General features: G+C 58.4%; 23 protein-coding genes and 1 tRNA gene. 17 read left to right on the top strand and 7 right to left on the bottom strand.

All coding sequences use genetic code 11. From position 1 onward, the window contains the following. Window positions 1-29 precede the first annotated feature (29 nt). Window positions 30-1,322, bottom strand: coding sequence for an OprD family porin (locus tag NN484_RS03265; RefSeq protein WP_274658567.1), 1,293 nt, complete (start codon window positions 1,320-1,322; stop codon window positions 30-32). A gap of 237 nt (window positions 1,323-1,559) precedes the next feature. Here NN484_RS03265 and NN484_RS03270 point away from each other — a divergent pair, with 237 nt between their 5' ends. Together NN484_RS03270 and NN484_RS03275 are read left to right on the top strand one after the other, a co-directional pair. Continuing rightward, window positions 1,560-2,231 carry a response regulator gene (locus NN484_RS03270; protein WP_274658568.1) on the top strand — a complete coding sequence of 224 codons (672 nt, stop codon included), beginning with the start codon at window positions 1,560-1,562 and terminating at the stop codon, window positions 2,229-2,231. Then, window positions 2,224-3,609 carry a sensor histidine kinase gene (locus NN484_RS03275; protein ID WP_127649736.1) on the top strand — a complete coding sequence of 462 codons (1,386 nt, stop codon included), beginning with the start codon at window positions 2,224-2,226 and terminating at the stop codon, window positions 3,607-3,609. The genes NN484_RS03270 and NN484_RS03275 overlap by 8 nt, the downstream gene beginning before the upstream one ends. 154 nt (window positions 3,610-3,763) lie before the next feature. Here the strand turns inward: NN484_RS03275 and NN484_RS03280 are convergent, their stop codons facing one another. Both NN484_RS03280 and ygfZ read right to left on the bottom strand, forming a co-directional pair. Beyond that, window positions 3,764-4,585, bottom strand: coding sequence for an HDOD domain-containing protein (locus tag NN484_RS03280; RefSeq protein ID WP_127649737.1), 822 nt, complete (start codon window positions 4,583-4,585; stop codon window positions 3,764-3,766). Between the two features lie 34 nt (window positions 4,586-4,619). Further along, on the bottom strand, window positions 4,620-5,561 hold the full coding sequence (gene ygfZ / locus NN484_RS03285) for a CAF17-like 4Fe-4S cluster assembly/insertion protein YgfZ (RefSeq protein WP_274658569.1): 942 nt from the start codon (window positions 5,559-5,561) through the stop codon (window positions 4,620-4,622). Window positions 5,562-5,711: 150 nt separating this feature from the next. Here ygfZ and NN484_RS03290 point away from each other — a divergent pair, with 150 nt between their 5' ends. After that, on the top strand, window positions 5,712-5,966 hold the full coding sequence (locus NN484_RS03290) for an FAD assembly factor SdhE (protein WP_007963266.1): 255 nt from the start codon (window positions 5,712-5,714) through the stop codon (window positions 5,964-5,966). Beyond that, the gene (locus tag NN484_RS03295) at window positions 5,950-6,402 is read left to right on the top strand and encodes a protein YgfX (RefSeq protein ID WP_215501553.1); all 453 of its coding nucleotides are present in this window, start codon (window positions 5,950-5,952) and stop codon (window positions 6,400-6,402) included. Before NN484_RS03290 ends, NN484_RS03295 begins: the two co-directional genes overlap by 17 nt. Here NN484_RS03295 and nadB read toward each other — a convergent pair. Beyond that, window positions 6,371-7,987: an L-aspartate oxidase gene (gene nadB / locus NN484_RS03300; protein ID WP_127649740.1), complete on the bottom strand. Its 1,617-nt coding sequence runs from the start codon at window positions 7,985-7,987 to the stop codon at window positions 6,371-6,373. The genes NN484_RS03295 and nadB overlap by 32 nt on opposite strands. Window positions 7,988-8,545: 558 nt before the next feature. Here nadB and rpoE point away from each other — a divergent pair. The 4 genes from rpoE (at window position 8,546) to NN484_RS03320 (ending at window position 12,357) form a co-directional block, all read left to right on the top strand. After that, entirely contained in the window at window positions 8,546-9,127 is a 582-nt protein-coding gene (gene rpoE / locus NN484_RS03305; RefSeq protein ID WP_003172477.1) for an RNA polymerase sigma factor RpoE/AlgU, read from the top strand. A 30-nt stretch (window positions 9,128-9,157) separates the two neighbouring features. Beyond that, a complete protein-coding gene (locus NN484_RS03310; RefSeq protein WP_127649741.1) occupies window positions 9,158-9,745 on the top strand; it encodes a sigma-E factor negative regulatory protein in 588 nt (195 codons plus the stop codon). A gap of 8 nt (window positions 9,746-9,753) precedes the next feature. Then, on the top strand, window positions 9,754-10,716 hold the full coding sequence (locus NN484_RS03315) for a MucB/RseB C-terminal domain-containing protein (protein ID WP_127649742.1): 963 nt from the start codon (window positions 9,754-9,756) through the stop codon (window positions 10,714-10,716). Between the two features lie 210 nt (window positions 10,717-10,926). Beyond that, complete coding sequence (locus tag NN484_RS03320; RefSeq protein WP_127649743.1) at window positions 10,927-12,357, top strand: DegQ family serine endoprotease; 1,431 nt, start codon at window positions 10,927-10,929, stop codon at window positions 12,355-12,357. Between the two features lie 80 nt (window positions 12,358-12,437). Here the strand turns inward: NN484_RS03320 and NN484_RS03325 are convergent, their stop codons facing one another. Further along, entirely contained in the window at window positions 12,438-13,871 is a 1,434-nt protein-coding gene (locus tag NN484_RS03325; protein ID WP_274658570.1) for a M48 family metalloprotease, read from the bottom strand. Between the two features lie 98 nt (window positions 13,872-13,969). On the opposite strand from NN484_RS03325, the gene NN484_RS03330 reads away from it, so the two are divergent. Both NN484_RS03330 and NN484_RS03335 read left to right on the top strand, forming a co-directional pair. Then, window positions 13,970-14,209: a sulfurtransferase TusA family protein gene (locus tag NN484_RS03330; RefSeq protein ID WP_007963279.1), complete on the top strand. Its 240-nt coding sequence runs from the start codon at window positions 13,970-13,972 to the stop codon at window positions 14,207-14,209. A 32-nt stretch (window positions 14,210-14,241) separates the two neighbouring features. Next, complete coding sequence (locus NN484_RS03335) at window positions 14,242-15,312, top strand: AI-2E family transporter (protein ID WP_127649745.1); 1,071 nt, start codon at window positions 14,242-14,244, stop codon at window positions 15,310-15,312. Between the two features lie 86 nt (window positions 15,313-15,398). On the opposite strand, the gene NN484_RS03340 is transcribed toward NN484_RS03335, so the two are convergent. Both NN484_RS03340 and NN484_RS03345 read right to left on the bottom strand, forming a co-directional pair. Then, entirely contained in the window at window positions 15,399-15,872 is a 474-nt protein-coding gene (locus NN484_RS03340; protein WP_274658571.1) for a peroxiredoxin, read from the bottom strand. Window positions 15,873-15,882: 10 nt separating this feature from the next. After that, window positions 15,883-16,443 (bottom strand): glycine cleavage system transcriptional repressor, encoded by a 561-nt coding sequence (locus NN484_RS03345; protein ID WP_007963284.1) that lies wholly within the window; start codon window positions 16,441-16,443, stop codon window positions 15,883-15,885. Between the two features lie 329 nt (window positions 16,444-16,772). Here NN484_RS03345 and dapA point away from each other — a divergent pair, with 329 nt between their 5' ends. The 7 genes from dapA to NN484_RS03380 all read left to right on the top strand — a co-directional run bounded on the left by dapA (window position 16,773) and on the right by NN484_RS03380 (window position 22,497). Continuing rightward, on the top strand, window positions 16,773-17,651 hold the full coding sequence (gene dapA, locus NN484_RS03350) for a 4-hydroxy-tetrahydrodipicolinate synthase (protein WP_274658572.1): 879 nt from the start codon (window positions 16,773-16,775) through the stop codon (window positions 17,649-17,651). Window positions 17,652-17,668: 17 nt separating this feature from the next. Beyond that, the gene (bamC, locus tag NN484_RS03355) at window positions 17,669-18,784 is read left to right on the top strand and encodes an NlpB/DapX family lipoprotein (RefSeq protein ID WP_127649749.1); all 1,116 of its coding nucleotides are present in this window, start codon (window positions 17,669-17,671) and stop codon (window positions 18,782-18,784) included. Window positions 18,785-18,788: 4 nt separating this feature from the next. Continuing rightward, on the top strand, window positions 18,789-19,550 hold the full coding sequence (locus tag NN484_RS03360) for an MBL fold metallo-hydrolase (protein WP_127649750.1): 762 nt from the start codon (window positions 18,789-18,791) through the stop codon (window positions 19,548-19,550). Between the two features lie 28 nt (window positions 19,551-19,578). Beyond that, window positions 19,579-20,292, top strand: coding sequence for a phosphoribosylaminoimidazolesuccinocarboxamide synthase (gene purC / locus NN484_RS03365; protein WP_007963288.1), 714 nt, complete (start codon window positions 19,579-19,581; stop codon window positions 20,290-20,292). 84 nt (window positions 20,293-20,376) lie between these two features. Further along, window positions 20,377-20,466, top strand: a tRNA-Ser gene (locus NN484_RS03370). Window positions 20,467-21,029: 563 nt separating this feature from the next. After that, on the top strand, window positions 21,030-21,350 hold the full coding sequence (locus NN484_RS03375) for an RNA-dependent RNA polymerase family protein (protein WP_274658573.1): 321 nt from the start codon (window positions 21,030-21,032) through the stop codon (window positions 21,348-21,350). Window positions 21,351-21,354: 4 nt separating this feature from the next. After that, entirely contained in the window at window positions 21,355-22,497 is a 1,143-nt protein-coding gene (locus NN484_RS03380) for a TIR domain-containing protein (protein WP_274658574.1), read from the top strand. Window positions 22,498-22,504 lie beyond the last annotated feature (7 nt).

Here is a 22,504-nt window from a genome sequence, read left to right on the forward strand (position 1 = left end):
TTGATCTTGGTCTTCGACGTTTCAATCAATTACCAAAGTGCAACGCTATAGCTCACCAGCAAACGCACTTCGTCTGCATCGCGAGCCGAGTAGTTGGAGCGGTAAGTGGCATTACGCAAACGCACGGCGACATCCTTCAAGGCGCCGCTTTGTACGACATATTTGATCTCGGTGTTGCGCTCCCACTCTTTGCCTTCTTCGCCATTCTTGAGCTTGATGTTGTCACCGCTCAGGTAACGGCTCATGAACGACAGGCCGGGAATGCCCAGGCGCGCGAAGTCGAAGTCGTAACGGGCTTGCCACGAGCGTTCTTCGGCGCCGGCGAAGTCGTTGATCTGTACGAAGTTGACCAGATACGGGTCGCTGCCGTCGACATACGGGAAGGCGCTGTCGCCGGACATGTGCTGATAACCGGCGCTGAACTTGTGGCCGCTCAAGGCGTAGCTGACCAGACCGTTGAGCGAGCGGTTGTCGATCTTGCCACCCCGGGCCGCGCCCTGATCGTCACTGACCGCAAAGCGCAGGTCGGTGGCGAACGTGCCCGGGCCCATCGGCCGCGAGGCGACCAGACCGAAGAAGTGCTGGTTGTAGACTTCATCGAGTTGGGCGAAGTGGTAACTGCCGGTGATCTTGTCGGTGAACTTGTAGTCCACGCCGGCAAAGTCGAAATGCTTGCCGGCCACGGTGCCAGCGAAGCGGCTGTTCTTGTTGTTGAGGGCGATGTCCTCGAAATCGGTGCTGTCGCGATCCTTGGCCTTGTCCAGACGGCCACCGGTGAAGGTCAGGTTCTTGATCTCTTTCGAGGTCAGCAAACCACCTTCAAAGGTCTGCGGCAGGATGCGCCCGTCGTTCGGTTTGAGGATCGGCAGCTCCGGAACCAGGCTGCCGATTTTCAGTTCGGTGGCGGAGATTTTCACTTTCCCGGTCAGGCCGACCTTGGAATATTCGTTGGCGGCGCGCCCGTCATCGTGGGTCGGCAACAGGCCGGTGCCGGTACGGTCCGGACTCGAATCAAGTTTGACCCCGAGCATGCCCAGTGCATCGACACCAAACCCCACGGTGCCGTCGGTGTAACCCGATTGCAGGTTGAGCATGAACCCCTGCGCCCATTCATCCCGCTTGCTTTGCTGGGCACTGGTGCCGTCGCGAAAGTCGCGGTTGAAGTACATGTTGCGGGTTTCGAAGGTGGCGGAACTGTCTTTGATGAAGTCGGCGTAGCTCAGCGGCGAAAAACCGGCGAGGGCGGCGGCACTGGCGAGGGCGGTGTGGCTGATACGCGAAGGGCGAGCGGGCGTGAGAGCCCTGGTCTGCAAGGACGGCATGCGCGGTGTACTCCGTTTATTGTTCTTATTGGTCGAAAACGCTTCGAGGCGTTTTTCGTATCGCTGTGTGGCAGCAGCGACGGCAGTCGAAACTGTCCGTGAGCCGACTCTAACGGGCTAACCTTTCACTAACCTTTCAGTTGTATTTCACGGTTTTCGGGCTTCACAGCGGCGGTTGCGGCTGTAAACTCCGCGGCAAAGAATGGCGTCGGCCATCCCTGAATGAGGTAGAGATCCATGCGTGTTCTGCTCGTCGAAGACCATCTGCAACTGGCCGAAAGTGTTGCTCAGGCGCTCAAGAGCACCGGTCTTACCGTGGACGTGTTGCACGATGGCGTGGCTGCCGACCTGGCCCTGAGCAGTGAGGAATACGCGATGGCGATCCTTGATGTCGGCCTGCTGCGCATGGACGGTTTCGAGGTGCTGGCGCGCCTGCGCGCGCGCGGTAAAAACCTGCCGGTATTGATGCTGACAGCGCGCAGCGACGTGAAGGACCGGGTCCACGGGCTGAATCTCGGTGCTGACGATTACCTGGCCAAACCGTTCGAATTGACCGAACTCGAAGCCCGGGTCAAAGCCCTGCTGCGGCGCAGTGTGCTCGGCGGCGAACGTCAGCAGCGTTGCGGCGTGCTGGCCTATGATCTCGACACCCGGCGCTTCAGCCTCGGCGAAGAACTGCTGACCCTGACCTCGCGCGAGCAGGCGGTGCTCGAAGCGTTGATCGCCCGCCCGGGCCGGGTGATGAGCAAGGAGCAACTGGCGGCTCAAGTGTTTGGCCTCGACGAAGAAGCCAGCCCCGATGCCATCGAAATCTACGTGCATCGCCTGCGCAAGAAACTCGACGGCCAGCCGGTGGCGATCGTGACGTTCCGCGGCCTCGGTTACCTGCTGGAAAGCCGCGATGCATAAGCCCAGCAGCCTGCGCTGGCGGTTGCTGTGGAACCTTGCATTGCTGCTGGTGGTGCTGATGCTCGCCAGTGGCTTGAGCGCTTACTGGAACGGACGCGAAGCCGCCGACACGGCTTACGACCGCACCTTGCTGGCCTCCGCCCGGACCATCGCCGCGGGCCTGTCGCAGCGCGACGGCACACTCAGCGCCGACGTGCCTTATGTAGCCCTCGATACCTTCGCCTATGACAGCGCCGGGCGGATTTATTACCAGGTCAACGACATTCATCAGAAGCTGATTTCCGGCTATGAAAACCTGCCCGGGCCGCCGCCCGGTACGCCACGCACCGACGATTACCCAGCATTGGCGCGTTTCTACAACGCGACGTACCGTGGGCAAAACGTGCGCGTGGTCAGCCTGCTCAAAGCCGTCACCGAACCGAACATGAACGGCATGGCGGAAATCCGTGTGGCTGAAACCGACGAGGCACGAGTCAGCATGGCCCGTAGTCTGGCGGCCGACACCCTGTTGCGCCTGGGCATGCTGGCCATCGGCGCGCTGTTGCTGGTGTGGTTTGCGGTCAGTGCCGCGCTGCGCCCGCTGGAGCGTTTGCGCACGGCGGTGGAGGAGCGTCAGCCTGATGATTTGCGGCCGCTGCCGCTGGTGGAAGTGCAACGGGAATTGTGGCCGCTGGTTCAGGCGCTTAACCATTTCACCGAGCGTTTGCGCGGCCAGTTCGAGCGTCAGGCGCAGTTCATTGCCGATGCTGCGCACGAGCTGCGCACGCCCTTGGCGGCGTTGAAGGCACGGCTGGAACTGGGACTGCGTTCCAGCGAACCGGAAATCTGGCGCAGTACCCTGGAGTCATCGGCACAGAGCACTGACCGGCTGACCCACCTGGCCAATCAACTGCTGTCGCTGGCGCGGGTGGAAAACGGTGCCCGGGCAATTGCCGAGGGCGGCGCGCAACTGCTCGATCTGAGCCAGTTGGCCCGTGAGCTGGGCATGGCCATGGCACCCTTGGCTCATGCGCGCGGCGTCGCGTTGGCGCTGGAGGCGGATGAACCGGTGTGGTTGCGCGGCGAGCCGACATTGCTCAATGAACTGCTGAGCAATCTGGTGGACAACGCGCTGGCGCATACCCCGCCGGGCGGTAACGTGATTCTGCGGGTGGCGGCACCGGCGGTACTTGAGGTCGAAGATGACGGCCCGGGGATTCCGCTGGAAGAGCGTGACCGGGTGTTTGAGCGCTTCTACCGGCGCAATCAACAGGTCGCGGGTTCCGGGCTGGGGTTGGCGATTGTGGGAGAGATCTGCCGGGCGCATCTGGCGCAGATCACCTTGCATGATGGCGAGCAGGCCGGTTTGAAGGTTCGGGTGAGTTTTATTGCCGGATAGCAGCCGAGATGGCTTTTGTGGCGAGGGAGCTTGCTCCCGCTCCGCTGCGCAGTAGTCGTGATCCCTGAGTGCACGGTTTGCCTGATGAAGCGAGGCCGCCTGGTTTTGGAGCCGCTTCGCAGCCCAGCGGGAGCAAGCCCCCTCGCCACGAGGATCAGTAAAACATCGTCCGCGACTCTTCCAGATCTGCACACAATTGCTTGTTCTCCGGATCGATCCCAAGTTTCCTGAACGCCGGCACACTGAGCGGATCGATCCGCGCAAACGGATGATCGCTGTCCTTGTGGCAATACAGGCTCGCCACTTGCACCAGATCGACGTAATCGATGTGCGCCGAGTCGCGTTTGAAATCCAGGTACAGCCCCGGCAACGCCACCAGTTGCTCGGGAAACTCCCAGACCCGCAGCAGCTTGTCGCCCAGCAGCGGGTGAATGTGGTCGATCACGTGGTTGAGGCTGACCGGGTCGGACAGCAGTTCGTAGTGATCTTCGGCGTAGGTCAGGATCGGCAGCACACCGATCTGATGCACCAGGCCGCCCAATGCCGCCTGGTCGGGTTTGAGTTGGGTATGCCGGCGGCACAGGGCGTAGCTGACGCCGGCGATTTCCAGGCTCTTGCGCCAGACTTCGCGCATCTTCTGTTCGACCACGTCGGAGCGGGCGTGGAAGATCTGTTCCATCACCAGGCCGATGGCCAGATTGCTGCTGTAATTCACGCCCAGCCGAGTGATGGCGGTGTGCAGGTCGGTGACTTCCTGCGTGGCGCGCAGCAGCGGGCTGTTGACCACTTTGATCAGGCGCGCCGACAGCGCCGTGTCTCGGCCGATGACTTTGCTCAGGGTGCTGACGCTGATCTCCGGGTCTTCGGCGGCCTTGCGAATTTGCAGGGCCACTTCCGGTAACGTTGGCAGAACCAGGTCATCGTTATCGATGGCCTCAACCAAATCCTGTTGGACCTTATCCGCCAGCTCGCTCATGTGGATTCTCTAGGGTGTTGCAACAAGGCTGCGATCAGCGCTGGATTTCGCGGTCGCGATCCAGTTCGTAGGGCAAGTCGAGCAAATGCAGCGCGGGGCCTTCGAGGGCGCCCAGGTGCAGATCACCCGCTTCGGCAGCTTCGGCCTGCAACACCGCCAGCAGTTCAATCTTTTCTTCGGCGCGGGCGGCCAGCACCACTTCGCCGATGGCACTGCTGTGGCTTGGAGCGAACAGCGGGGTGCCCGGCTCCGGCAGTTCAGTCGCGTCCAGTTGTACGCGATACAGGCGTCGTTTGAGCTTGCCCAGGTACTGCATGCGCGCGACGATTTCCTGGCCGGTGTAGCAACCTTTCTTGAAGCTCACGCCGCCGACGGCTTGCAGGTTGAGCATCTGTGGGATGAACAGTTCGCGGGTGGTCGGCATGACCTGACCGATACCGGCACGGATCTGGCCCAGCAACCATTGGTTCAGTGTGCCTTCAGGCAGGGTCGCGGCCAATTTGGCCTTGAGGGTATCGGCCTGATCGGCGGGTACCCAGAGTTCGGCGCGATTGGGCGAGACGCGAATGGCGATCAGGCCGGCGCTGCGCACCACGCTGTCGGTTTCGGCCGGCAGGTCCAGGCCGAGGCCGGCCAGGGCTGCGTCGCCGTGTTCCAGGCCAAAGCGCACCCAGGCGACGCTTTCGTCGGTCAATTTCGATTTGGAAAATACAGCGTACTTTTTCAGGTCCGCCAGTTGCGGCTCCAGCAGCTCGCTGGCCATCGCCAGCAGCACGCCGTCACCTTCGAGCAGAATGCGGAAGCTGGACTGCATCCGGCCTTTTTGCGTGCAGCGCGCGCCAAGGCTGGCCTGACTGTCACTGAGGTAATTGAGGTTGCAGGTCAATTGGCCTTGCAGGAATTTGCCGGCATCCACGCCGCGAACCGCGAGTACGCCTTCATGAGACAGGGTGCAGAAAAAAGCAGAATCGGCCATGGGTCATCGCAGGGTAAAAAAGTCTGGGGCACATCATAAGGGCGCGTTGTTGAAATGGGTAGTTGATAAAGGATCGGTGGTGCCCGACCAAAGCCGACTGTGCGACCCGCGCCGGGCCTGTATACTGCGCGCCTATTTGAGGAGGGCTCCATGGTCGAACAAGTTGAACTCAATCGCCTCTTCTGGCACAGCCGCCGCGGCATGCTGGAACTTGACGTGCTGCTGGTGCCGTTCGTGCAAGAGGTGTATCCGCACCTCAATCAGGTCGATCGCGATTTGTATGTCCGTCTGCTGACCTGTGAGGATCAGGACATGTTCGGCTGGTTCATGGAGCGCAGCGAATCCGAAGACCCTGAGCTGCAGCGCATGGTCCGGATGATTCTGGACCGTGTTCAGCCCAAGTAACACGTTCGAATGCCGCTGGCATGCCTCACGGCAGTTGCTGGCGGCGTATCTGTTGGCCCAGGCGTTCGCCCTGGGTGCCTTGTTTGTGCTTTCGATTCCACTCTGGGCCAGTCTGCTCGGGGTTTTTGCCTGTCTGACGCATGGGTTCTGGGTGCTGCCACGGCAGGTGCTGTTGACGCATTCCGACGCATTTTGCGGTTTGCGGCGTGATGCCGATGGCTGGCAGTTGTGGAGTCAGGCGGGTGGCTGGCAAGCCGCGCAACTGCGCCCCGACAGCCTGGCGCTGCCACTGATCGTGGTGCTGCGGTTTCGTTTGCGTGGGGAATGGCGCGTCAGATCGATCTGCGTACCACGCGACGCGCAGGCGGCGGATGTGCACCGACGCCTGCGAGTGCGGCTCAAATTCAGCCGGCGTAGGTGGGCGGCACCAGAATAGTGTCGAGTGCTTCGGGCAGCAGGTCCGGGTAGTCGAGGGTGTAATGCAGGCCGCGACTTTCCTTGCGTTCCATGGCCGAGCAGATCATCAGTTCAGCGACTTGCGCCAGGTTGCGCAGCTCGATCAGGTCGCGGCTGACTTTATAATTGCTGTAGAACTCGTCGATCTCATCCAGCAACAGACGCACACGGTGCTGCGCCCGTTGCAGGCGCTTGTTGGTGCGCACGATGCCCACGTAGTCCCACATGAAGCGCCGCAGCTCGTCCCAGTTGTGCGCGATGATCACGTCTTCGTCGGAGTCGGTCACCTGACTGGCGTCCCACTCCGGCAGGGCATGCGGGGCGGTGATGTCATCCAGTTGCGCAACAATGTCCGCCGCAGCCGAACGGGCATAGACGAAGCATTCGAGCAGCGAATTGCTGGCCATGCGGTTGGCGCCGTGCAAACCGGTGAAGCTGGTCTCACCAATCGCATACAGCCCCGGGACATCGGTGCGACCGTGCTGGTCGACCATCACGCCGCCGCAGGTGTAGTGCGCTGCCGGCACGACCGGAATCGGCTGTTTGGTGATGTCGATGCCAAAGCCCAGGCAACGCTCGTAGACGGTTGGGAAGTGGCTTTTGATGAAGGCCTCGGGCTTGTGACTGATGTCGAGATAGACGCAGTCGACGCCCAGACGCTTCATTTCATGGTCGATGGCCCGTGCAACGATGTCGCGCGGCGCCAGTTCGGCGCGTTTGTCGAAGCGCGGCATGAAGCGTTCGCCGTTGGGCAGCTTCAGATGAGCACCTTCGCCGCGTAACGCCTCGGTGATCAGGAAACTCTTGGCCTGCGGGTGATACAGGCAGGTGGGGTGGAACTGGTTGAATTCCAGGTTCGCCACCCGGCAGCCCGAACGCCAGGCCATGGCGATGCCATCGCCACAGGCGCCGTCGGGGTTGCTGGTATAGAGGTAGACCTTGGCCGCACCGCCGGACGCGAGGATCACGAAGCGCGCGCCGTAGGTATCGACTTCACCGGTTGCACGATTGAGTACGTAGGCGCCAAGGCAACGCTCGCCGTCCATGCCCAGGCGTCGTTCGGTGATCAGATCAACGGCGACCCGCTGCTCAAGCAACTCGATATTGGTGCGCTGCCTGGCCTGGGAGAGCAGGGTGGTGAAAATCGCGGCGCCCGTGGCATCGGCGGCGTGGATGATGCGCCGATGACTGTGACCGCCTTCGCGGGTCAGGTGAAACTCGAAACCACCGTCTTCGGTGCCGGACTGTTCGTCGCGGGTGAAGGGGACGCCTTGGTCGATCAGCCACTGAATGGCTTCGCGACTGTGTTCGACGGTGAAGCGCACCGCGTCTTCATGGCACAGGCCGCCGCCGGCGTTCAGGGTGTCGTCAACGTGGGATTCGACAGTATCGGTGTCGTCCAGCACGGCAGCGACGCCGCCCTGGGCCCAGTAGGTCGAGCCGTTGGCCAGATCGCCCTTGCTCAATACGGCAATGCGCAAATGACCCGGCAGGGTCAGCGCGAGACTCAAACCGGCAGCGCCGCTGCCAATCACCAGAACATCGTGTTGAAACTGTTGGCTCATTTCAGGATTCCGCTCAAAGCGACCCGGATCGGGGGTGGCGCAAGACAGCTGGATCGGCGAGTCAAGACAGCCACGCAGCCCACTAGTATATAGAGGGGTGGAGCGGCACAATAGCCGGGCTCGTATGGCATTGTGAAACTACTGTGACGACAAATGCTTGACGCTTCGTCGGGTGTTTTTTTCCGTCGTTTTGGGAAAAGGCGACTGTATCGAAGATGAAACACGCTTTTTCAACGCATGGTCGCTCAATGTCGCTTCAGCATGGCTATAAATAATTGGAACTTTTGCCAGAGGCCCAAGATCAATAGACAGTTGCCTGAAACACGGGACAGTGTCGGCTTCAATGCAGAACCTGCGATTGGGTTCTTGCCGGCGAACCGATGACAAGATTATTCGCGCAGCCGGTTTATCCCGCGCTGCGTTTTTCGTGCGTGCCAAATCAGAGCCCGCAGGAAACTTGCCTGGAGGGGGAGAACTTTTGCGAAAAGCCCGAGTCTATGTTTGCAAGTCTGGTCGTTTAGTTATGCAAGCCTCCTCCATGCTTATCGAGGAGTGTTCATGCTAACCCAGGAAGAGGATCAGCAGCTGGTCGAGCGCGTTCAGCGTGGCGACAAGCGAGCTTTCGATCTGCTGGTGCTGAAATATCAGCACAAAATTCTCGGGTTGATCGTGCGTTTCGTGCACGACACCCATGAAGCCCAGGATGTGGCTCAGGAAGCCTTTATCAAGGCCTACCGAGCGCTAGGAAACTTTCGCGGAGACAGCGCGTTCTATACGTGGCTTTACCGCATTGCCATCAACACGGCAAAAAACTATCTGGTTTCACGCGGCCGCCGGCCGCCGGATAGCGATGTAAGTTCTGAAGACGCAGAGTTCTACGATGGCGATCATGGCCTCAAGGATCTCGAATCACCGGAGCGCGCATTGCTGCGGGATGAGATCGAAGGCACCGTCCATCGAACCATTCAGCAACTGCCAGAGGATTTGCGTACGGCTTTAACTTTACGTGAATTCGATGGTCTGAGTTACGAGGACATTGCGAGCGTCATGCAGTGTCCGGTGGGTACCGTGCGCTCCCGGATCTTCCGCGCCCGGGAGGCCATCGATAAAGCCCTGCAGCCGTTGTTGCAGGAAAACTGAGACAGCGGCGACAGCCAAGAGAGGAACGCCATGAGTCGTGAAGCCCTGCAGGAATCGCTGTCCGCAGTGATGGATAACGAAGCGGACGAACTGGAATTGCGTCGAGTGATCAATGCACTGGACGATGTTGAAACCCGTGAGACCTGGGCTCGTTATCAGATCGCTCGGGCAGCCATGCACAAGGATCTGCTGCTTCCGCGTCTGGACATTGCTGCGGCAGTTTCTGCTGCGCTGGAAGACGAAACGGCTCCAGCCAAAGTATCCCGTGGTCCTTGGCGCAACTTGGGTCGTCTGGCCGTTGCGGCCTCGGTGACCGTTGCCGTATTGGCCGGTGTTCGCCTGTACAATCAGGACGAAATCGCCGGTGTCGAGCTGGCTCAGCAGTCCAATCAGCCATCCCTGACCGCTCCACAGGTCAAAGGTCCGGCTGTTCTGGCAGGCTATAAAGAGAGCTCGGAAACCACAGGCCCGATGGCTAATGGCGTACTGCAAGGCCAGCCAGGCTGGCATGACCAGCGTCTGCCAGGCTATCTGCGCCAGCATGCCCAGCAGGCTGCGCTGAAAGGTACTGAAAGCGCCTTGCCTTATGCGCGTGCAGCAAGCATGGAAAACCGTTAAGGAGGATCATGCGCGCCATACCTCTACTTTCGCTTCTGCTCAGTGGCTGGTTCATTGTTCCAGCCCATGCTGATGAAGCCCAGGACTGGCTGACCCGTCTGGGTCAGGCCGAGCAGCAACAAAGCTTCCACGGCACCTTCGTTTACGAGCGTAACGGTAGTTTTTCTACCCACAATATCTGGCATCGTGTCCAGAATGGCCAGGTCCGCGAGCGGTTGCTTCAGCTCGACGGCTCGGCACAGGAAGTCGTGCGCGTTGATGGGCATACTCAATGCGTCAGCGGCACCCTGATTGCGGGGTTGGGAGACTCTCCCAACTCGACCGCTCGTTCGCTTGATCCTCAAAAGCTGAAAAACTGGTATGGCCTTGCTGTCATCGGCAAGTCGCGCGTGGCCGGACGTGATGCGGTAATCGTATCGCTGACGCCTCGAGACCAGCATCGCTATGGTTTTGAACTGCACTTGGACAAACAGACTGGTCTGCCGCTCAAGTCACTGCTGCTCAATGATAAGGGGCAGTTACTCGAACGCTTCCAGTTCACCAGCCTTGATACCGCCGATGTTCCATCGGACAAAGACCTGCAAGCAGGCTCCGAGTGCAAGGCAATCACGCTCGACAGTGACAAGGCGTCTGCCGTGAAGACCGCTCAGGTCTGGCATTCCGACTGGCTACCGCCGGGCTTCGAACTGACCAGCAGCACCTCGCACAAAGATCCGGAAACCAAAACCCAGGTCAGCAGCCTGATGTATGACGACGGGCTGGCGCGTTTCTCGGTGTTCCTGGAACCACTCAACGGTGCGACAGTGACCGACACCCGCACGCAGTTGGGACCGACCGTTGCTGTTTCCCGTCGTCTGACAACGCCTGAAGGCGAGATGATGGTGACAGTCGTCGGAGAAATTCCAATCGGCACAGCGGAGCGGATCGCTCTGTCGATGCGCAACGATGGCGCTGCAACCAGCAAGCAATGAGCTGATTTCAGTCATTTCCACCTCTTCGTCGAGACGTAGATGAAATGTTTGCTCAGCATTTTCATTTGCAAATCACCCGAAAGTTTTTTATAGGTCAGAGCCTCACGGCTCTGGCCTTGTCTGTTGTTCCCGGAACAAAAATACCGGCCCGCGGTTCCCGGTGTTCCTTGCTCCATATCGCTTAACCCTGCTCGTCGTAACGGGAGCTGTATGTCGATACTTAGCTTGAAGTCTTATCTCTCCATTTTCGCCACCGTGCTGGTGCTCGGTCAGGCCGTCCCCGCTGCCCAGGCGGCTGACCTGCCGGATTTCACCCAACTGGTTGAACAAGCCTCGCCTGCGGTGGTGAACATCAGTACTACGCAGAAGCTGCCGGATCGCAAAGTGAACCAGCAGATGCCTGACCTGGAAGGCTTGCCGCCGATGCTGCGCGAGTTCTTCGAGCGTGGCATGCCGCCTCAGCAGCGTTCACCGCGAGGCGATCGTCAGCGTGAAGCGCAATCGCTGGGTTCGGGCTTCATCATTTCTTCGGATGGCTACATCCTGACCAACAACCATGTGATTGCCGATGCCGACGAAATCCTCGTGCGTCTGGCTGATCGCAGTGAAATGAAAGCCAAGCTGATCGGCACCGATCCTCGCTCCGACGTGGCCCTGCTGAAAATCGATGGCAAGGATCTGCCCGTGCTCAAGCTCGGCAAGTCCCAGGACCTGAAGGCCGGTCAATGGGTCGTGGCGATCGGTTCGCCGTTCGGCTTTGACCACACCGTGACCCAAGGCATCGTCAGCGCCGTCGGCCGCAGCCTGCCGAACGAAAACTACGTGCCGTTCATCCAGACTGACGTGCCGATCAACCCGGGTAACTCCGGTGGCCCGCTGTTCAACCTGAACGGTGAAGTGGTGGGGATCAACTCGCAGATCTACACCCGCTCCGGTGGCTTCATGGGCGTGTCGTTCGCCATCCCTATCGATGTGGCGATGGACGTTTCCAATCAGCTGAAGAGCGGTGGCAAAGTCAGCCGCGGCTGGCTGGGCGTGGTCATTCAGGAAGTGAACAAGGATCTGGCCGAGTCGTTCGGTCTTGAAAAGCCGGCCGGTGCGCTGGTGGCACAGATTCAGGATGACGGTCCGGCGGCCAAGGGTGGCCTGCAAGTGGGCGACGTGATTCTGAGCATGAACGGTCAGCCGATCGTCATGTCCGCCGACCTGCCACATCTTGTGGGTGCATTGAAGGCGGGTGCCAAGGCCAACCTCGAAGTGATTCGTGACGGCAAGCGCAAGAATGTCGAGCTGACCGTCGGTGCGATTCCGGACGAAGACAAAGAGCTGGCAGCACTGCCGAAGTCCGGCGCGGAAAGCAGCAGCAACCGCCTCGGTGTGTCGGTGGTTGAACTGACCGATGAGCAGAAGAAAACCTACGACCTCAAAGGCGGGGTGGTCATCAAGGATGTTCAGGACGGTCCTGCAGCCCTGATCGGTCTGCAGCCGGGTGACGTGATCACTCACCTGAACAACCAGGCCATTGGCTCTACCAAAGAGTTTGGCGAGATCGCCAAGGCGCTGCCGAAGAATCGTTCCGTGTCGATGCGGGTTCTGCGTCAAGGTCGTGCCAGCTTCATCACCTTCAAACTGGCTGAATAACCCGGTTGCGGTGAAATAAAAAACCGCCTCGAAAGAGGCGGTTTTTTTGTGCCTGAAACATTGACATGGCTGAAGCGCAGTCAGCCCATCATGTCCTTGATCATGCGCTCCTGCTCCATCAGCTCGCGTTGGCGGGCGTCGATGCGCGAGGACAGCGGGAAGTTGCTGCCCGCCTTGCGCTTGGCGAAATCGAGTTGCTGGATCGCCTGACGATAATCGCCCACCAGCGCGAAGTACTCGGCGCGGGCCTGGTGCAAGCCGATGATATTGCCGGACAGGCCGCGAGTTTCAGCGACCTGATACCACACGTCCGGATCGTTCGGGCGAGACTTGAGCAAGCCTTCGAGCGCTTTCTCCGCGTCGGCGGTGCGATTCTGTTTCAGCAGCAGATCGACACGAACCTGATTCAGCGGGTAGTTGCCCGGATATTGCGTGAGCATCCGGTCAACTCGCGCTTGCGCATCCGGCAGGCGGTTATTGGTGATGTCCAGGTCGATCTGCGCGAGGTTGTAAATGATCTCGTTCGGTGACTTGGCCAGCAGGGGCTTGAGGTTCTCTCGCGCTTCGTTCAACTGGCCGCCCTTGATCTGGGCGATCGCCAGGCCGTAGCGCGCCACGTCATTTTTCGGGTTCTCGTCCAGTTGTGCGCGGAAACGCTTGGCGCCCAGCCCTGGGGTTTCTTCGTAGATCAGCTGTACGCGGGCGCGAATCAGTTGATAACGCATGCTGTCTTCGATGCCGCCCGCAGGCGCCTGCTCTGCGCGGTTGCGGGTGTCGGCGATACGCGATTCGGTTACCGGGTGAGTCAGCAGGAATTCCGGTGGTTTGGCATCGAAGCGGTACTGGCGCATCAGGCGCTCGAACATGGTCGGCATCGAGCGCGGGTCGTACCCGGCCTTTTCCAGGTTGAGGATGCCGATACGGTCGGCTTCCTGTTCGTTCTGGCGCGAGAAGGTGCGTTGTGACTGAATCGCCGCGGCCTGAGAGCCGGCGATAGTTGCGATCCCTGCATCGCCGCCGCCGGCGGCCGCAATCACGATGCCGGCCAGCAGCGCGGCCATCATCGGTACCTGCATCCGCTGCGAAGCTTCTACACCGCGAGCGAAGTGACGTTGCGACAGGTGAGCCAATTCGTGGGCCAGTACCGAGGCGTACTCGCCTTCGGTCTGCGCATTGAGGAACAGCCCGCCGTTGACCCCGACCACCCCGCCGGGCGCGGCGAAAGCGTTGAGTTGCGGGCTGTTGATCAGGATGAACTCCAGGCGCCGGTCGGTCACCTGACTGGTTTCCACCAGCTTATAGACGCTGGACTCGACGTAATCCTTGAGCTGCGGGTCGTTGAGCTGTGCAACCTGGCTGCGCAGCATGGCCAGCCAGGCGCGGCCAAGCTGGTATTCCTGTTGCGGCGAGACAATGGCAGAACTGGCGTCGCCAAGTGACGGCAGATCGTCGGCAAAGCCCGGTGAGGCGAGCAGGCAAGCGAGCGTCAGCAGGGTAGGGCGCAGAAATGTCATGCACAAAGCCTTAGAAGACAAAGACCTTACTGTAGCCGGACACCGGGCTTGCGACCAGATATTCTAGGCAGCTCAACCACCTGAACCGGAGTGACGCAATGACTGACGCTGTAGCCCATGACTGTGAATTGGACGCCAGCGGCCTGAATTGCCCGTTGCCGTTGCTCAAGGCCAAAATGGAACTCAACAAGCTGCCCAGCGGCGCCGTGCTCAAGGTGATCGCCACGGACGCGGGTTCCCAGCGCGACTTCCGCACCTTTGCCCGTTTGGCCGGTCATACGCTGCTGCGCGAAGAAGACGAAGCGGGCGTTTACCGTTACTGGTTGAAAAAAGCCTGAAACCCACCGCGTAAAAGACCTGGGAATTATTGATGTTCAAAGTGTTACGCGACTGGATTCAGCGCTACTTTTCCGATGAAGAGGCGGTTGTGTTGGCGGTGCTGCTGTTCCTCGCCTTCACCGCGGTGCTCACCCTCGGCGGCATGCTCGCGCCGGTACTGGCCGGGATGGTGCTGGCGTATCTGATGCAGGGGCTGGTGCTCACCCTCGAGCGCTTGCGCGTGCCCGGTGGTGTGGCGGTGGGCCTGGTATTTGCGCTGTTCATGGGCGTGTTGCTGGTGTTTATCGTGGTGGTTCTGCCGCTGCTCTGGCATCAGTTGATCACGCTGTTCAACGAGCTGCCGGGCATGCTCGCCAAGTGGCAGTCGCTGCTGCTGTTGCTGCCCGAGCGTTATCCGCATCTGGTCTCCGATGAGCAGGTGCTGCAGGCCATCGAGGCGGCGCGTGGCGAGATCGGTAAGTTCGGGCAATGGGCGCTGACCTTTTCGCTGTCGAGTTTGCCGCTGCTGGTCAACATCATGATCTATCTGGTGCTGGTGCCGATCCTGGTGTTCTTCTTCCTCAAGGATCGGGCCATGATCGGTGAGTGGGTGCGTGGCTATCTGCCCCGTGAGCGGGCGCTGATCACCCGGGTCGCGCAGGAAATGAATCGGCAGATCGCCAACTACATTCGCGGCAAGGTCATCGAAATCGTGATCTGTGGCGGTGTGACCTACATCGCGTTCGTCGCCCTCGGCCTCAACTATGCGGCGCTGTTGGCGTTGCTGGTCGGAGTGTCGGTGGTGGTGCCGTACGTCGGCGCGGTGGTGGTGACCGTGCCGGTGCTGCTGATCGCACTGTTTCAGTGGGGCTGGAGCGATCAGTTCATCTATCTGATGGCGGTCTACGGGATCATTCAGACGCTGGATGGCAACGTGCTGGTGCCGTTGCTGTTTTCCGAAGCGGTCAACTTGCATCCGGTGGCAATCATCTGCGCGGTGTTGCTGTTTGGCGGATTATGGGGCTTCTGGGGCGTGTTCTTTGCGATCCCCCTGGCGACGCTGTTCAAGGCCGTTCTGGATGCCTGGCCGCGCAAGGAACCTGTTGTAGCTCCATTGCTATAAAAGCAAAAAGATCGCAGCCTTCGGCAGCTCCTACAGGAAATGCATCCCCAATGCAGGAGTCGCCGCAAGCTGCGATTTTTTGATCTTCAGGCCTTGTTCAGGGCCTGAGCCGCAGCCAGCACCGCATCCACATGCCCCGGTACTTTCACGCCGCGCCATTCCTGACGCAGTACACCGTTCTTGTCGATCAGGAACGTGCTGCGATCAACGCCCAGGTATTCCTTGCCGTAGAGTTTTTTCAGCTTGATCACGTCGAACAGCTGGCAGACGGCTTCGTCCTTGTCGCTGATCAGCTCGAACGGAAACGTCTGCTTGCACTTGAAGTTCTCGTGGGACTTCAGGCTGTCGCGGGAAATACCGAAGATTTCCGTATTGGCTGCCTGAAATGCGGCGTATTGATCACGAAAGCCCTGGCCTTCGGTGGTGCAGCCCGGGGTGCTGTCCTTCGGGTAGAAGTAGATCACCACTTGCTTGCCTTTCAGGGCAGACAGGCTGACGGTCTGCCCGCTGGTGGCAGGCGCTTCGAAATCTGCAACCGGTTGGTCGATGACAACGGCCATGAAAGCTTCCTTACATTGGGTTTTGTGGGCGCCAAGGCTCGATCAGCGCATCCAGGTTCATCGCGTCGGCGAAATCCAGGAACTGGTCGCGCAGCCAACTGATCTGGGTGCCGGCCGGCAGCGTCACGGTGAACGTGGCGTTGAGCATGGTGCCGCCGGTCTGCGGGGCCTGATAGGTATCACAGGTCAGGTTTTCCAGTTCGACATTGTGATCCATGAAGAACTGGCACAGCTCATTGATGATGTCCGGGCGATACGCCGAGCTGACATAAGCCACGTACGGCAGCGCTTGCGGGCGGTTTTCCAGCGCCGCGCTGCGCACCACGTTGACGGTGAAGGCGTGGCGCTTGGCCAGGGTCGGCAGGCTGCCTTCGAGGCGGGCCAGGGCGTCCCAGCTGCCGGAGATCTCCAGCACCAGGGCGCTGCACTCGCCGTGGCGGGTCAGGCGGGAGGTGACGACGGCGCAGCGATTTTCATGGCTGGCGCGGCACAGGACGTTAGTCAGCTCCATGGGGTTGGCGCCAAGGGCACTGATGACAAGGAATTGTTCGCGAACTGTGGGGGTGGACATGCAGCATTCCTAAAGCGATGAGCGGTCGGTAGGTCGATGGGCGTTGGGCGTCGGGATGCGTCCGCGCGTGCCGATTCAGAAAGCCCCGGGCCACGGCTCGCAATTCGCTCCAATATATAGTGGAGCGCGCAGCAGCGACGCTGGAACGGGACCTGGGAGGCCGAAAAGGGAGGCTGGAACCCGGCGTACAAGCTGATCTGTACCGATCAAAGTCTGAAGGGTAGCGAAAAGCGACGCCAAGGGGAATGGCGGCGGCGCAGTACTTCGCTTGTGCAAGCATCTTGGCGCCAGTACCATTACCGCTCTCTTTTTCCGGCAGGAGCGGTTTCATGATTGCGGGCAGTATGGTGGCACTGGTCACTCCCATGGATGCACAAGGGCGTCTTGACTGGGACAGCCTCAGCAAACTCGTGGACTTCCACCTCAAGAACGGCACCCATGCCATTGTCGCGGTCGGTACTACCGGCGAGTCGGCAACCCTTGATGTAGAAGAACACATTGCCGTCATCAAAGCCGTGGTCAAGCAGGTAGCAGGCCGCATTCCGGTGATCGCCGGGACTGGCGCCAACTCGACCCGCGAAGCCGTCGAACTGACTCGTAACGCCAAGGCAGCCGGCGCCGATGCCTGCCTGCTGGTTGTGCCGTACTACAACAAACCGACCCAGGAAGGTCTGTACCAGCACTTCAAGCACATTGCCGAAGCGGTCGACATTCCACAGATTCTCTACAACGTTCCCGGCCGCACCTCCTGCGACATGCAGGCCGAGACCGTGATTCGCCTGTCCATCGTGCCGAACATCATTGGCATCAAGGAAGCCACCGGCGACCTGAAACGCGCCAAAGCCATCATCGACGGCGTGAGCAAGGACTTCATCGTGCTGTCCGGCGATGATCCGACCGCCGTCGAGCTGATCCTGCTGGGTGGCAAAGGCAACATCTCCGTGACTGCCAACGTCGCCCCGCGCGAAATGGCAGACCTGTGCGAGGCCGCGCTGAAGGGCGATGCCGAGACCGCACGGGCGATCAACGAAAAACTGATGCCGCTGCACAAGGATCTGTTCATCGAAGCCAACCCGATTCCGGTGAAGTGGGCTTTGGTTGAAATGGGCCTGATGCACGAAGGCATCCGCCTGCCGCTGACCTGGCTGAGCGCACCTTGTCATGAAACGCTTCGCACGGCCCTGCGCCAGTGCGGCGTCCTGGTTTAATTGAGGAAGTACAACGCATGAAGCGAATGGCCGGACTTTCCGCACTTGCCTTGATTATCTCCAGCACCAGTGGCTGCGGATGGGTCTGGGGCCCGGAAGGTTATTTCCGTGACCGTGGTAGCGATTACCTGGAAGCGCAACAGACTGCACCGATGCAACTGCCACCGAATGTCAGCACCTCCAAGCGTCTGGATCCGCTGTTGCCGATCCCGCGCAACGTGGCTGATGACACTGCCAAGGGCGAATACGTGGTACCGCGCCCGCAACCGCTGACGGCCATTGCCGATGCGACCGATTATTCGCTGCAGAAGAGCGGTGACTCGCGTTGGGTCATGGCTCAGCACCCACCGGCCGAAGTCTGGCCAGTGGCGGTGCAGTTCTTCCAGGACAACGGTTTCCGTCTGGATGAACAGCGCCCGCAAACCGGCGAATTCACCACCACCTGGCAGCATTCCGACGAACTGTCCGCAGCCATGGCCAAGCGCCTGAGCGCGGCGGGTGTCGGCGCCGACAGCGAAACCCGCGTGCGGGTGCGTATCGAGCCGGGCGTGCAGCGCAATACCAGTGAAATCTACGTGGTCAGCGCCGAGCGTCCTGCCGGCAGCACCGCTGACGTCGACTTCACCAATCGTTCGGTCAACACTGGCCTGGACGCCGCGCTGGTCGACGACATGCTCGCGAGCATGAGCCGGACCTCCGAGAAGGGTGGTTCGGTGTCGATGCTGGCTTCGCGTGATTTCGATACCCCAAGCCGTGTCAGCCTCAGCGAAGACGGCAGCGGCAACCCGGTACTGAACGTCGGTCCGGACCTGGATCGTGCCTGGTCGAGCGTCGGTCGTGCGCTGGAGCAAGGTCAGTGGCGCGTTGAAGACATCAACCGCAGCCTGGGCCTGTACTACATCAACCTGGCCGAAAAAGCCGAGAAGAAAGACGACAAGCCTGGTTTCTTCAGCAGCCTGTTCGGCAGCGCGCCGACCAAGGAAGAAGTTGAAGCCCGCGCCGAGCGTTATCAGGTTCGCCTGAGCAAGGTCGGTGAAAACGTTCAGGTGACCGTCGAGAAAAACATCAACACCGTTGCGCCGGCCGATGTGGCCCGCAAAGTGTTGAGCGTGATTCAGGACAACCTGGGCTGATCACATGCGCTTTGCCGTTCTCGGCAGCGGTAGCCAAGGGAACGGCACGCTGATCGCCAGTGCTGATACGTATGTGCTGGTGGATTGTGGTTTTTCCCTGCGGGAAACCGAAAAACGCCTGTTGCGTCTGGGTGTGAACCCGGCGCAACTGAGCGCGATACTCGTAACCCACGAACATGCCGACCACGTGCATGGCGTGGGTTTGCTGTCTCGGCGCTACAATCTGCCGGTCTACCTCAGTCGCGGCACACTGCGCGGGATGCGCAAACCGATCGAACCCGCAGGCTTTCTGGCCGGCGGCGAGCAGCTGCAGATCGGCGCTCTGAACATCCGGGTCATTGCCGTGGCCCATGATGCGCAGGAGCCGACCCAGTATGTATTCAGCGATAACGAGCAGCGACGCTTCGGCTTGCTGACCGACCTGGGTTCCTACTGCGAGCGGGTGCTGGACGGCTATCGGGATCTCGATGCATTGATGATCGAGTCCAACCATTGCCGCGACATGCTGGCCCGTGGTCACTATCCGTACTTTCTCAAGCAGCGGGTGGGCGGCGAGCTGGGACATTTGAATAACCATCAGGCGGCATTCCTGGTGGCCGAGTTGGGGTGGCAGGGCTTGCAGCATCTGGTCCTCGCCCACCTGAGCAGCAAGAACAACCTGCCGCAGCTGGCCCGGCAATGTTTCGTCGACACCCTCGGGTGCGACCCGGACTGGCTGCAACTGGCCGATCAAGATTCAGGGCTCGACTGGCGCCATATCGCCTAGCCCATCTACTTAGCAAGCGGAGCCCATCATGGAAAAACGTGAAGAACTCTACCGCGGCAAAGCCAAATCGGTTTACAAGACCGACGACGCTGACCGCTTGATCCTGCTGTTTCGCAACGACACTTCGGCGTTCGACGGCAAACGCATCGAGCAGCTCGACCGCAAAGGCATGGTGAACAACAAGTTCAACGCCTTCATCATGCAGAAACTCGAAGCGGCCGGCATTCCGACCCAATTCGACAAACTGCTGGGCGACAACGAGTGCCTGGTGAAGAAGCTGGACATGATCCCGGTCGAGTGCGTCGTGCGTAACTACGCCGCCGGCAGCCTGGTAAAACGTCTGGGCGTCGAAGAGGGCATGAAGCTCAACCCGTACACCTTCGAGCTGTTCCTGAAGGACGACGCCAAGGGCGACCCGTTCATCAACGAATCCCACGTCGTGGCATTCGGCTGGGGCACCGCCGAGCAACTGGCGCGCATGAAGGAACTGTCGCTCAAGGTCAACGAAGTCCTGAGCAAACTGTTCGACGACGCAGGCCTCTTGCTGGTGGACTTCAAGCTTGAGTTCGGCGTGTTCAGCGACGGCTCCATCGTCCTGGGCGACGAGTTCAGCCCGGACGGCTGCCGTCTGTGGGACAAGGACACCAAGAAGAAAATGGACAAGGACCGCTTCCGCCAGGGCCTCGGTGACGTCATCGAAGCCTACGAAGAAGTCGCCAATCGTCTGGGTGTACCGCTTTAATCGACGCAAGCATCTGATAGCACGAAGAAATTTTGCGAAAGAGGGTTTGCTTTCGGCAAAAGTGTTGTTATGATGCGCGCCGTTGGAGAGATGCCAGAGTGGCCGAATGGGACGGATTCGAAATCCGTTGTACCTTCACCGGTACCTAGGGTTCGAATCCCTATCTCTCCGCCATATTTAAAAAACCTTTGTAAATCAATGAGTTACGAAGGTTAAGAAACAGCGATTTGTAGCAGTGGTTTGCAGCAGGTTTTGCAAAACACAGCGAATAAATCGCTGTTTTTTTTCGTCTGTCCTTTTTCGATTGAGTTATGAGTGTTAACGCCCTGTCCATCAGCCGTTACCCTCTGTGGCCGTCTATGGTTTGTGAAAGGGTGTCGACCGGGGAAGGTGCGTCCGGACCCGTTGAGACGTATTGGAGGATGTCTGGTGTGCCTGCTTGGCTGCCGGTGGTTGACTGGGTACACCCGGGGAGCCACTTGTCTATTTTGGCTTTTCTCTCTTTGTCCTAATGTCCTATTGCCATGTGTTTGCCTTTCGGGCATAAAGGGCGAGGGCACCCCTCCAAGCTTTAACTATGCAGTGCTACCACTGCAATGATCGTTAATGTAAGGACATATGCTACTGTGAGTTACGCTGAGACTATCGATTCGCAATGTTATGAGTCTCGCGGGGCGTAAGGTAAATAGCGGGGGGTGCCGCTTCTTACTCCGGTAGCGTACAGGCCGGAGGCTGCCTTGAAGCTACTGAATCCCCCAAGTCGATCTATCCATAAGCTCGATTCTCTTGATCTTCTTTGCAACCTTCTGGGTGTAAAAAAAGGACAACTTCTTTATATCTGCTACAAGCGAGCAGATGAACAAAAATATAAATCCTTTGAGATTCCCAAAAAAAATGGCGGTCTTCGTAAGATTGATTCACCTCAAAAGGGATTGAGGGTGGTTCAGCAAAAGTTGGCAGAGCTTTTGACTGAGAATTTAGAGTTCAAACCTTGCGTTCAGGGTTTTATTAAAGGAAGGGGCATACTTCAAAATGCCATTTTGCATAAAAAAATCTAACTGGGTGTTAAACGTAGATATTAAAGATTTTTTTGGTTCAATTAATTTTGGTAGGGTTCGTGCTGTTTTCATCGCCAAGCCTTTCGAAATTCATCCGGACGTAGCGACAGTTATTGCTCAAATCTGCTGTTTCAATAATTATCTTCCCCAAGGTGCTGCAACCTCTCCAGTTGTGTCGAATATTGTTGCCAGTATTTTGGATAATCGAATTATAAAACATGTTAGAAGCCATCGTCTTATTTATTCAAGATACGCTGATGATATAACACTTTCCGCGAAAAGGAATTTTCCCCGAGAAATCGCTCATGTTAGCGACGGACGAACAATCATTGGGGAAGATTTAGCCAATATTTTTTCGAGGGCCAGCTTTGAAATAAATGAAAAAAAGAGTCGGCTTCAATCAAAATATGATAGGCAGGAAGTGACAGGGCTAATAACAAATAAAAAAGTAAACATTCCTGCTGAGTATAAAAACAAAGTCCGTACCGCGATATACCACTGGATTCAAGACCCAAAAGAGGCGGAGCGTAAGTATTTCATTGATATACTAAAGCTTAATCCCGACGAAGTGGAGCTGACGGAAGATGGGCGAAAACTAAGGCATAACATATATGGTAGATTATCTTTTATCGCAATGGTGAAAGGAAAAGACGATCCAACATACGTTAAACTAATATTGAAAATGGCCGAGCATGATAAAACCCCTCCTAAATTTTTAAAATCCATTAAGGAAGAATATAAAATGTACGATGTTTTTCTCTGTCATGCATCAGAAGACAAAGCAGCCATTGTGGAGCCGTTGTATGAAGCACTTACGAAAATTGGTGTTCATGCATTTTATGACTCTAAGGAAATTGCGTGGGGTGATTCTCTTATCGAAACAATCAACAAAGCCCTTATTAAGTCGCAATATGTGATTGCGGTAATGACTGATAACTCTGTTGTGAAAGCGTGGCCGCAAAAGGAAATCAACGCCGTTCTCAATGGGGATATTTCTGGTGGAACCAAACGACTGCTGCCATTAATTCATGGAGATAAAGAAAAAATCCTCAATAATAATTTTTTGATGAGCGACAAGCTTTATGTTGTGTGGCAAGACAATCCAGACGAAATAGCACAAAAAATAAAAGCTTTGCTGGCATCATAATTTATAA

Origin of the sequence: Pseudomonas serboccidentalis, assembly GCF_028830055.1 — a bacterium.
GTDB lineage: Bacteria > Pseudomonadota > Gammaproteobacteria > Pseudomonadales > Pseudomonadaceae > Aquipseudomonas > Aquipseudomonas serboccidentalis.